This window comes from Paenibacillus farraposensis (assembly GCF_020736845.1).
GTDB lineage: Bacteria > Bacillota > Bacilli > Paenibacillales > Paenibacillaceae > Paenibacillus > Paenibacillus farraposensis.
The window spans coordinates 58,689-68,922 of sequence record NZ_JAFFQR010000041.1; the positions used below are offsets into that span (position 1 = coordinate 58,689).

General features: G+C 48.8%; 12 protein-coding genes and 2 pseudogenes. 13 read left to right on the forward strand and 1 reads right to left on the reverse strand.

Translation table 11 applies throughout. The annotated features are described in order from the left end of the window. Window positions 1-26 precede the first annotated feature (26 nt). The 11 genes and pseudogenes from der to JO375_RS07215 all read left to right on the forward strand — a co-directional run bounded on the left by der (window position 27) and on the right by JO375_RS07215 (window position 9,047). Window positions 27-1,349 carry a ribosome biogenesis GTPase Der gene (gene der, locus JO375_RS07165; RefSeq protein WP_229523805.1) on the forward strand — a complete coding sequence of 441 codons (1,323 nt, stop codon included), beginning with the start codon at window positions 27-29 and terminating at the stop codon, window positions 1,347-1,349. An 11-nt stretch (window positions 1,350-1,360) separates the two neighbouring features. Continuing rightward, the gene (gene plsY, locus JO375_RS07170) at window positions 1,361-1,969 is read left to right on the forward strand and encodes a glycerol-3-phosphate 1-O-acyltransferase PlsY (RefSeq protein ID WP_229523806.1); all 609 of its coding nucleotides are present in this window, start codon (window positions 1,361-1,363) and stop codon (window positions 1,967-1,969) included. Beyond that, the gene (locus JO375_RS07175; protein ID WP_322098706.1) at window positions 1,962-3,002 is read left to right on the forward strand and encodes an NAD(P)H-dependent glycerol-3-phosphate dehydrogenase; all 1,041 of its coding nucleotides are present in this window, start codon (window positions 1,962-1,964) and stop codon (window positions 3,000-3,002) included. Before plsY ends, JO375_RS07175 begins: the two co-directional genes overlap by 8 nt. A gap of 174 nt (window positions 3,003-3,176) precedes the next feature. Then, window positions 3,177-3,452, forward strand: coding sequence for a stage VI sporulation protein F (locus JO375_RS07180; RefSeq protein WP_229523808.1), 276 nt, complete (start codon window positions 3,177-3,179; stop codon window positions 3,450-3,452). Between the two features lie 177 nt (window positions 3,453-3,629). Beyond that, a complete protein-coding gene (locus JO375_RS07185; protein ID WP_229523809.1) occupies window positions 3,630-4,280 on the forward strand; it encodes a hypothetical protein in 651 nt (216 codons plus the stop codon). A gap of 42 nt (window positions 4,281-4,322) precedes the next feature. After that, window positions 4,323-4,673, forward strand: a complete 351-nt coding sequence (locus tag JO375_RS07190) for a 2Fe-2S iron-sulfur cluster-binding protein (RefSeq protein WP_229523810.1) — start codon at window positions 4,323-4,325, stop codon at window positions 4,671-4,673. 452 nt (window positions 4,674-5,125) lie between these two features. After that, on the forward strand, window positions 5,126-6,604 hold the full coding sequence (gene spoIVA / locus JO375_RS07195) for a stage IV sporulation protein A (protein WP_229523811.1): 1,479 nt from the start codon (window positions 5,126-5,128) through the stop codon (window positions 6,602-6,604). Window positions 6,605-6,738: 134 nt separating this feature from the next. Then, a pseudogene (locus JO375_RS07200) lies at window positions 6,739-7,356 on the forward strand (substrate-binding domain-containing protein); the annotation flags it as partial. Window positions 7,357-7,406: 50 nt separating this feature from the next. After that, the gene (locus tag JO375_RS07205; protein WP_322098707.1) at window positions 7,407-7,652 is read left to right on the forward strand and encodes a hypothetical protein; all 246 of its coding nucleotides are present in this window, start codon (window positions 7,407-7,409) and stop codon (window positions 7,650-7,652) included. Then, a pseudogene (locus JO375_RS07210) lies at window positions 7,649-8,528 on the forward strand (ABC transporter permease). Before JO375_RS07205 ends, JO375_RS07210 begins: the two are co-directional and overlap by 4 nt. 246 nt (window positions 8,529-8,774) lie before the next feature. Continuing rightward, window positions 8,775-9,047 carry an HU family DNA-binding protein gene (locus tag JO375_RS07215; protein WP_229523812.1) on the forward strand — a complete coding sequence of 91 codons (273 nt, stop codon included), beginning with the start codon at window positions 8,775-8,777 and terminating at the stop codon, window positions 9,045-9,047. A 72-nt stretch (window positions 9,048-9,119) separates the two neighbouring features. Here JO375_RS07215 and JO375_RS07220 read toward each other — a convergent pair whose 3' ends face one another. Further along, entirely contained in the window at window positions 9,120-9,377 is a 258-nt protein-coding gene (locus JO375_RS07220) for a hypothetical protein (RefSeq protein ID WP_229523813.1), read from the reverse strand. A 68-nt stretch (window positions 9,378-9,445) separates the two neighbouring features. Here JO375_RS07220 and mtrB point away from each other — a divergent pair, with 68 nt between their 5' ends. Both mtrB and JO375_RS07230 read left to right on the forward strand, forming a co-directional pair. Continuing rightward, the gene (mtrB, locus tag JO375_RS07225) at window positions 9,446-9,676 is read left to right on the forward strand and encodes a trp RNA-binding attenuation protein MtrB (protein ID WP_229523814.1); all 231 of its coding nucleotides are present in this window, start codon (window positions 9,446-9,448) and stop codon (window positions 9,674-9,676) included. Window positions 9,677-9,774: 98 nt separating this feature from the next. After that, on the forward strand, window positions 9,775-10,234 hold a 460-nt coding region (locus tag JO375_RS07230), incomplete at its 3' end, for a hypothetical protein (protein WP_229523815.1).

The following is a 10,234-nucleotide window of genomic DNA, read 5'->3' on the forward strand; positions in this document are numbered from 1 at the left end:
GAAGAATGGACAGGAGGAGTAAATTTATGGCAAGACCCGTTGTGGCTATCGTTGGTCGTCCGAATGTGGGAAAGTCCACTATTTTTAATCGGATAATCGGGGACCGTTTGTCCATTGTGGAAGATAAACCTGGAATCACTCGTGACCGTATTTACGGCATAGCGGAGTGGAATGGTAAATCCTTTAGTATTATTGACACCGGCGGCATTGAGATAGATGGAGAAGATATCATCTTGAAATCCATCCGTATGCAAGCCGAACTTGCAATAGAAGAAGCGGATGTAATTGTCTTTATGAGTGATGCGAAGGCAGGAATTACGCAAGCGGATGAAGAGGTAGCCCAAATGCTGTATCGTTCCGGTAAACCGGTCATTGTAGCGGTTAACAAAGTAGACAACCTCGACCGTGCCGAACTGATTTATGAGTTCTACTCTTATGGATTTGGCGATCCGATTGCTGTTTCCGGTAGTCATGGTACAGGGATAGGTGACCTGCTGGATGCAATTACAACCAATCTGCCTGAGCTTGAGGAAGAGCATTATGATGATGACGTAATTCGTGTCGCTTTGATCGGTCGCCCGAACGTAGGCAAATCTTCACTTGTGAACGCTATTCTGGGAGAAGAACGGGTGATTGTGAGCGATATCGCAGGCACAACCCGTGATGCGATTGATACGCCTTTTGAAAAAGACGGTCAGAAGTATGTACTGATTGATACGGCAGGAATGCGCAAACGCGGTAAAGTATATGAAACAACAGAAAAATATAGTGTCATGCGTGCGATGCGTGCGATTGAGCGTGCAGATGTGGTACTGGTCGTCATTAACGGCGAGGAAGGCATTATTGAGCAGGATAAGCATATTGCAGGCTATGCGTATGAAGCGGGCAAAGCGTCACTGTTTGTGGTTAACAAATGGGATGTCGTGGATAAAGATGATAAAACGATGCATCAGTTTGAAACCAAAATTCGTGATCACTTCCTGTTCATGACCTATGCTCCGATTGTGTTCTTGTCTGCCAAAACGAAGCAACGCTTGCAAAAGCTGCTTCCCGTTGTGCAGCATGTAGCGCAGCAGCATGTTATGCGTATTCAGACGCATTTGTTGAATGATGTCATTTCCGATGCTGTTGCGATCAATCCTCCGCCAACGGACAAGGGACGCCGTCTGCGCATTAACTATGTAACCCAGGTTGCTGTCAAGCCGCCTACGATGGTTGTATTCGTTAATGATCCGGAGATCATGCACTTCTCTTACGAGCGTTACCTGGAGAACAAAATTCGCGCCGCCTTCAATTTCGAGGGGACTCCAATTCGTATCTTTACACGGCGCAAGTCTGACGAAAGTTAGGAGCGAAAAGGTTGATTTTACAGATCGTTGCCATCGTGCTCAGTTACTTGCTTGGCTCTATCAGCTTTAGCTTGCTGTATGGAAAATTAAAAGGAATCGACATTCGTCAACATGGAAGCGGCAATGCCGGTGCGACAAATACGCTGCGTGTGCTTGGAAAAGGCCCGGCTATTCTGGTGTTGCTGCTGGACGTAATTAAAGGGATTATTGCCGTGCTGATCGGACACTGGCTGGGCGGAGAATCATCCTGGCTTGCTGGCCTGTGTGGTATTGCGGCGATTGCAGGCCATAACTGGCCGATATATTTTCACTTTCGCGGAGGAAAAGGTATTGCTACTGCTATCGGGGTATTGACATCGCTTGCCTTTTTCCCCGCCTTATACGCCGGAATCATTGCGATTCTCTCCATCATCATCACTCGATATGTGTCCCTTGGATCACTGATTTTTGTCATTCTGACCCCTTGGATATTGCTCGTGCTTGGCTACGAATGGTCTTTCTTCTGGACGGCTTTGGTCATTTGTTTGTTTGCTATATGGAGACACCGTTCCAATATCGTCAAGCTGGCACGGGGGAATGAAAATAAGCTTGGCTCCAAAGGAGGAGATCGTCTTGTCTGAGAAAATAGCTGTGCTGGTCGCGGGCAGTTGGGGAACAGCCTTGGCTTCCGTCCTCGCAAGTAATAACAACGACGTCTCTGTTTGGACGAGAAATGAGCAGCAAGCGGCTGAAATCAATGAAAAACATACAAATGAGCATTACCTGCCCGGATCCATCCTGTCTGAGCGGATTTCTGCTACAACCGATATGCAGACGGCGGTATCTGGTGCCAAAGCTGTCGTCATTGTATCTCCTTCGGCTGCTGCCCGTCAGGTGGCACGTAGTCTAAAAGACCACTTTACCAAGGATATGCTGGTAGTGCATGCCATTAAAGGCTTTGAAACCGAAACGCTCAAGCGTATGTCTACGGTGATTTCGGAAGAACTGGAAATCGCCGAGGGAGATGTGGCTGTGTTGTCTGGCCCGAGTCATGCGGAGGAAGTCGTACGAAAATGCCCTACAACGGTCGTTGTAGCCTCCTCCAATGAGAAAGCCGCACAGGCTGCGCAGGAGCTGTTCATGAACTCCTATTTCCGGGTGTACACCAACCGGGATATGCTTGGTGTAGAGCTGTCCGGGGCCCTAAAAAACATTATCGCTCTAGGTGCTGGCATGTCGGACGGACTCGGCTTCGGTGATAATGCCAAAGCGGCTTTATTGACCCGCGGGCTGGCTGAAATTACTCGCGCCGGAGTTGAGATGGGCGCTAATCCACTGACCTTTGCCGGCCTGGCTGGCATCGGCGATCTTGTTGTTACCGCAACGAGCCGTCACAGCCGCAACTGGCGTGCAGGCTCGCTTTTGGGCCAGGGCCAGCAGCTTGATGCTGTACTGGAATCCATGGGCATGGTAGTTGAGGGTATCCGCACAACCAAGGCGGCATACGCGATTTCACAGAAGCTTGGCGTCCAAATGCCTATTACAGAAGTGCTGTATGGAGTGCTGTTCGAAGGACGTGATGTCCGCAAAGCTGTCGAGGCACTGATGGGACGTGATCCAAAGACAGAGATGGAAGTCATGCCGCTGCAAACGTGGGAACAATGGCATTCATAAAGATTTCGTCAGATGCTGCTAAAAATATAACCAAGGCGATCTCGGAAGTAGATTTCTTCTACGAATGAGATCGCCTTTTTTTGTTAGGCATTAGGCATGTCTTTTGTAAGCTTAATCACCTTTGATATCAGCCACTCATAAACTGAGTTGAACAATGGCGGAGGAGGGGAGATTGTGGGTAAAAACTTTCCGAAAGATGCGCTGAAGGCCATTAACAAAAAAGGCGGCAAAAACATATCCGAAAATGCAGTGAAAAAGCTGGCAAGCACGGTGAAACCGGACACGCTTCAAAATGAAGCGCAGCTGCGTCAACTGATAAAGCAGGTCTCTGCGATGGCTAACATTCCAGTGTCAGAGGATACTGTAAAGGATATCGTCAGTGCCGTCAAAAAGAGCGGGATGAGTTCTTCCAATATGGAAGCATTGATGAAGATGATGATGAAAAAATAAAACGCCGGCGCCACATGGGCTAGGTATTACCGTGAACCAGGCAGGTTCGCGGTTTTTTTTATATATTCAGGCAGGCATTTGCCTGCTTTACACGGCTTAAATATCGAACTACAATGCCGAACGTGATATAATGATGCCCAAGTAGGAAACGGGTTGAACGTTAATAAGGAGGAAATCATGTTGAAGGAGGCTATATCATCGGCACAATTAAACAGGCTGCCTCACGATCTGATGGTTGCGCTGAGTCGCTTGGCTGACTGCTGGTCAACGGTATCAGTACCGTGGATGCTGGGAGGAAGCTGTTCACTACTTGTGCAGGGAGTTAACCTGGATCGTCTGCCTCGGGACATTGATGTTTATACGGATATTCACGCTGCAAAGCAGCTTCATGCCCACCCTCCGGGTGTAAATATAGATCGGCAGCAGGTTGACCGCAGCGGCTCGTACGTCTCATTGCTAAGCCACTATAAGCTGGAGGGCTTCCCGATTGAGCTGGTGGGGGGATTTGAAGTGCTCTGTGGCGGAGCCTTATATCGCTTAGAGGTTGAACGGCTTCTCTGGCCGGGGGGAATCCCGTTTCATGTGGGGCACTCCTCACTACGTTTGACGCCGCTTAGTCACGAATTGCTGTTTAATCTGCTGCGTAATCGTCCTGACCGGTATCAAGCGATTGCAGAGGTCATGAGGCAAGAACCACAGCGTCATATCATAATACTTCAGCAGCTGCTAATGAGTAATATTTGGACAGAGGAGCAGCTGAACAGGCTGATCGAGCTATTGCCTTGGCCGGAGCTGCATTCCATCATCGGCAAGCAACATGATATATAAGTTCCATGCGTGTCAATAAGAAAGACAAATGGAGGACCGCTCATGAATGTGCAGATTACTTTTAAGCCGTCAGGCAAGCGCGTACGGGTCGGTCAGGGGACGACACTGCTTCAGGCTGCCCGCAGGGCAGGTGTATTTATTCCCACTCGTTGTGACGGAAAAGCGGCCTGTCTTATGTGCAAAGTACACATATCACCCGAATGGGCAGCATTCGCTGGCCCTCCCAGCGATGCAGAGCAGCGAAAGCTGGGATCTCTGCTGGGGGAAGGCATACGATTGTCATGTCAGGCGCGTGTTAAGGGTGCTGTGGAGGTTACGATACCGGAGGACAGGCTTAAGGCTGCTATCAGGCGGCAACTGGAGCGCCAAGCGTCAGATGACGAACTGTGGTAGTGTCAAACAGCCGCTACAGCCGTAAACGTTGTATCCAAAAAAATAAACGACAAAGGATGTTTTCCGGCGATTAAAAACAGTCAGGAGAACATCCTTTTTTTTATTTGAAGCCTGGCGCCGAAGTCATGGGGGATTTTCTCTTCGCATATATTAGATGAGTGGACCCAAACGTAAAATATCGTTTTGACTATGTTGGCTGTGGCCTATTCTGTTTTTTTTCGAAAAACAGAACATATTTTACGGAGGCGATACATATGATGGTATCAGTCCAAATGCATGTACGAGTTAACGCCGTTTCGCCGATTCCATCAGTCTCCTGAATCTCGGCGGCGGACGACTTCCGGGCATTTTAAAGGCTGTTCTGCCGCATCTGGGATCAAACAGTTGGTTGAACACGAAGCGGATGCTCTTTAAGCATTTTTCCTTCGGAGACTTTTGAGGAGGGGATTTCATTGGAGAAAGTGGACATTTTTAAGGACATTGCCGAACGCACCGGAGGGGACATTTATCTTGGGGTCGTTGGCGCAGTTCGAACAGGAAAATCAACGTTTATCAAGCGGTTCATGGAGACGATTGTTCTGCCCAACATTACAAGTGAGGCGGATCGTGCCCGTGCTGTAGATGAGCTGCCGCAAAGTGCGGCAGGGAAGACGATCATGACGACGGAGCCTAAATTCGTACCCAATAATGCCGTTCAGATCAAAGTGACGGAAGGGTTGGAGGTGAATGTGCGTCTGGTCGACTGCGTAGGATACGCAGTAGAAGGAGCCAAGGGCTACGAGGATGAAAATGGCCCGAGGATGATTTCTACGCCATGGTTCGAAGAGCCGATTCCATTTCAGGAAGCGGCGGAAATCGGTACACGCAAGGTCATTCAGGAGCATTCGACGCTTGGTGTTGTGGTGACGACAGACGGTACGATAGCTGAAATCCCGCGCAGCTCATACGTAGAATCAGAGGAACGTGTCATTGAGGAGTTGAAGGAAGTAGGCAAGCCGTTTGTGCTGGTCATCAACTCCACGCATCCACGCAGCGATGAGACACTCCAGCTCCGCAGCGAGCTGGCTGACAAATACGACATTCCGGTCATGACACTCAGCGCAGCCACGATGACGGAAGATGATGTCACAGGCGTGCTTCGTGAAGTATTGTATGAATTTCCGGTACATGAGGTGAATGTAAACCTGCCCAGCTGGGTCATGGTGCTGAACGAAGATCACTGGCTGCGCAGCAACTATGAAAGTTCCGTTCGCGATACGGTTAAAGATATTCGACGCCTGCGTGATGTAGATCGGGTCGTCAGCCAGTTTATGGAATATGAGTTCATCGACAGGGCCGGCTTGAGCGGAATGAATATGGGGCAGGGCGTAGCTGAAATTGATCTATATGCGCCAGATGAGCTGTACGATCAGATTTTGGTTGAGGTTGTCGGAGTGGAGATTCGAGGCAAGGATCATTTACTGCAATTGATGCAGGATTTTGCCCATGCCAAACGGGAATATGACCGCTTCGCCGAGGCGCTGGAAATGGTCAAGACAACGGGGTATGGCATTGCCGCTCCGTCGCTGGCCGAGATGGCGCTGGACGAACCACAACTGATTCGTCAGGGAACGAGGTTTGGCGTGCGGCTCAAGGCAACTGCACCTTCTATCCACATGATCCGTGTCGATGTGGAATCGGAATTTGCTCCGATTATCGGAACAGAAAAGCAAAGTGAGGAGCTTATGCGTTATCTGATGCAGGATTTTGAAAATGATCCGATCAAAATTTGGGAGTCAGACATTTTTGGACGTTCTCTGCATTCCATTGTACGCGAAGGGATTCAGGGCAAGATCGCCATGATGCCAGACAATGCGCGCTACAAGCTTCAGGAAACGCTGGGCCGCATCATTAATGAAGGCTCCGGTGGGCTCATAGCTATTATTCTTTGAGCATAATCCGATGAAAAAAAGATGCTCAATCCAATACTTAGTAAATTAGAGGCAAGAAAGTTTGCGGCAACCGTTTTCCGGTATTCAATCGGGGAACGGTTGCTTTATTTTTTTCTGAAATCTAGATAGCGCCTTTAACCGATCATGGTGATGCGCTGCTGGAGCCAGAGCTGAAAAAAGCAATTTCCACAATATACCAGTTATCATGTTTGATGCTGCCGTCAACGTACCGGGCGCTCCTCTCGCAGGATGATCAAAGCATGGCCGAGCTGACGCTGGAGCAAATGAAACCAGGATATTGGCGGCAAAGGCAACATCGTCAAAGTGTGGGTGGCCGGGTTTGCACCGATGGAACGCCGTCAGGTTGCTTACGCTGCATTTTTGAATGCCAATCCGGATATTAAGGAAATTGCGGCTTTTGGTTCGGCGCAGAATCCTGCTTTGGACACGCAAGCCAAGATGGAAGCCGTATTAAAGCAATATCCCAAGGGCCAAATTACAGCAGTCTGGGCTGCCTGGGATGAATTCGCCAAAGGCGCTGCCCGTCCATCCAGCAAGCGGGATGCACGGAAATTAAAGTCTATGTATTGATATGAGCGATGAGGACCTGCAAATGATTCAGAACCCGAAAAATCCTTGGGTGGCTTCGGCAGCCGTAGATCCGACAGATATCGGGCGCGTACAAGTGCGCAATGCGTACCAGAAAGCTGCATGGGGATAACCCGGAGGAGAAAGTGATGCTGAAGGCTGTTATCGCTTCTCTTGGCATTAAGCGCCATCTCTTCGCCAGCCTGTTAAATATTTGAGCGGCGGGAATCAGCAAAAGGTAGCGATAGGGAAGTGGCTGCATTCCGGAGCGGATGTGTTTGTTTTTGACGAGCTGACCAAGGGTGTAGATATTGGAGCAAAAAGCGATATTTTCCGCATCATTGGTGACCGGATTGCGATAATGTATGACGTCAAAATAATCAAGGAATTTGCGAGGAGCGAAGTAGAAAAGGAGCAGCTTCGGCTATATGCCAGCGGCGGTGAAGAGGTGCATTCATGAAGGAAAAATGGTTAAATGTTTCGTTCCGTTACGGGGCCATCGTTGTTATTATTGGCGTGTTGGCGTTTTTTTCGCTACATTGTCTTATTTCTGGACGTATGATAATTTAATGGATATTATAGGTTCGATTGCAATCGTAACATTCGTTGCGATTGGTGTAACGCTGTCACTCATTGTAGACGGCTTTCATCTGTCTGTCGGGGCTACTGTGTCTGATTATTAAGCTTCGGATGCCCGATTTGCTGGCAACCCTCGCAATCATGTATATTGTAAGTGGAATTCATAAAACGTACGCACAAGGTTACACCATTTACAACCATATGCAGTTCCCTGACGGCAGCAAGGCGCCGGGGGGGGAGGGGATATCTCCTTCATTTCTGTTGCTGGGACAAGGAAAATGGCTCGGGGTTCCAATTTCAAGTTATTTTGCTGCTGTTGGCCATAGTGGTGATGCATATTTTCTTGACTTACACGAAGCATGTACGTCAGATGTATGTAACCGGAGGCAATGAGGAAGCCGCGCGTTTGTCGGGCATACGGGTCAAAAAAGTCCGTATGTTAGCCTATGTGGCCTCGGGCGTATTTGCGGCGATTGCCGGTATTTTGTATGCTCTCCGTGTAGGCTCGGGGCAGATTGACGCAGGTTCTTCTTTGCACATGGAGGCGGTAGCTGCGGTTTTCGTTGGTTTTTCGGTCTTTGGGGCCGGCCAACCCAATGTTATCGGTACTTTTATTGGTGCGGTGCTGATCGGAGTCCTGGTCAATGGGCTTACGAAGATGAATGTGCAGTATTTTGCTCATGATATCGTTAAAGGTGTTGTGCTGGTGCTTGCGCTGGACGTTACTTTTTATGTGTTAAACCGACGCCGTACTTGAAATTGTCTGTGGACTGTATTACTATAAACCTTGTTCCACGCAAGAAGAGTGCTATATAACGCCAGTTTCGGCTTATATTGCGGAGGTTAGGTATATTACATGTATATTTAACGACGAAACGGAAACAGATGATAACATTATGGAAGGTAGTATGACGCCCGGGCTATTTTATACAGGCGACTTCATATCGGTTATAGTGCCGATAACCTTAATGCTGGACTACACTTGAACTAGGAGGTGAATATATTGAATAAAACGGATTTGATCAACCAGGTTTCTGAAAGCACTGAATTGTCCAAAAAGGACGTAACCAAAGCGATCGACGCTGTATTTGAGGCAATCTCCGGAGCGCTGAAAAACGGTGACAAGGTGCAGCTGGTAGGCTTCGGAAACTTTGAGGTTCGTGAACGTTCCGCCCGCAAAGGACGCAACCCGCAAACAGGAGAAGAAATCGAAATCCCTGCGAGCAAAATTCCGGCATTTAAACCGGGTAAAGCGCTCAAAGACGGAATTAAATAAGATTTCTTACATATTCCCATTGCGCTGGAAAGACCGTGAATTTGATTCACGGCCTTTTCTTTTTTGTCTAGTTTATTCTGTCGTAGAGAGGCGTTGGACAGGAGAAGCGGAAGCTACCCTGCTGCTCTGCGAGGCGTATGCGATCAGGACCAGTGGTTGACCTGTCAACTCGGCGAATTCATGCTCTAGCTGCTGGAGGCGCTCGATCTGGGCCAGGCTAAGATTGGCGGGACGATAATTTTTCATCAGATTCGCTCCTTTCGTTAACGAGTGCTGCACGGATAGTATGGCCCGGGACGTGCCAATTGTTGCAAATAACGCCGGAGACATGTAGTTGACAAAACAAGTTCGAATCCCCATCATAAAAGTATAGATTCGGCTCTGAGGGAGGAAAGGAAATGGAAGAAAACGTGCCAGGTAACAGTGAGTACGTCGTGATTAAAGCGAAAAGCAACGGATGCCAGGTTTTTGGTTTGACCAGGGGTCAGGATACACGTCTGCATCATTCAGAAAAGCTGGACAAGGGTGAGGTGCTAATCGTTCAGTTTACGGATCATACCTCTGCCATCAAAATCCGTGGCAAAGCCGTGGTTATGACCAAACACGGGGTTGTGGATACAGAGGATTAAAATGCAGGCATAGCCTGCTTTTTTTCGTTGTACAATGAGATTGAGGACCTTTACTGCAGCAAGCCTACATTACAGGGTAGAGGTCAGGGGAGGCACGGATGAAACCTTGGATTGTACTCGGCAGCTCGATTCTCATCACCGCTGCAGCAGCTGTATTGCTGCCGCTCATACAGGCTCTGGACTCGGGAACCGCGGCTGTCCGCCAGACCCAGACGGCCATATCACCTCAACAACGAGTGCAGCTGACCGATGACAATCTGGTAGATACACTCAAGGAGCTTCCTTTGACAACACCGATTGCCAGCGTAAGCTGGGAACATTCAGTCCTGACCCTGGATGTAAAGCTGTTAAAGGAAGAGACCACTCCACTGGAGATTTATCAAAATATGGCGGAGCTTGTTGCCTTTAGCTTTTACGGAACGACGAATGTACGGCAATTGCTGCTCCGGGTGGTGACACAAGACGCATGGTCGGGTGAACGTCATCTGCTGCTGGCATCCGATATAAGGCGGAATGAGTGGACGAATGAAACACTGGATCAGCTGAGAAGCCGGGAGG

Coding starts and splice junctions, on each gene's coding strand:
- JO375_RS07220 (WP_229523813.1), bottom strand. CDS start 9,377: ATGTCTCCGGCGTTATTTGCAACAATTGGCACGTCCCGGGCCATACTA.
- JO375_RS07185 (WP_229523809.1), top strand. CDS start 3,630: ATGTTGAAGGAGGCTATATCATCGGCACAATTAAACAGGCTGCCTCAC.
- der (WP_229523805.1), top strand. CDS start 27: ATGGCAAGACCCGTTGTGGCTATCGTTGGTCGTCCGAATGTGGGAAAG.
- mtrB (WP_229523814.1), top strand. CDS start 9,446: ATGGAAGAAAACGTGCCAGGTAACAGTGAGTACGTCGTGATTAAAGCG.
- JO375_RS07190 (WP_229523810.1), top strand. CDS start 4,323: ATGAATGTGCAGATTACTTTTAAGCCGTCAGGCAAGCGCGTACGGGTC.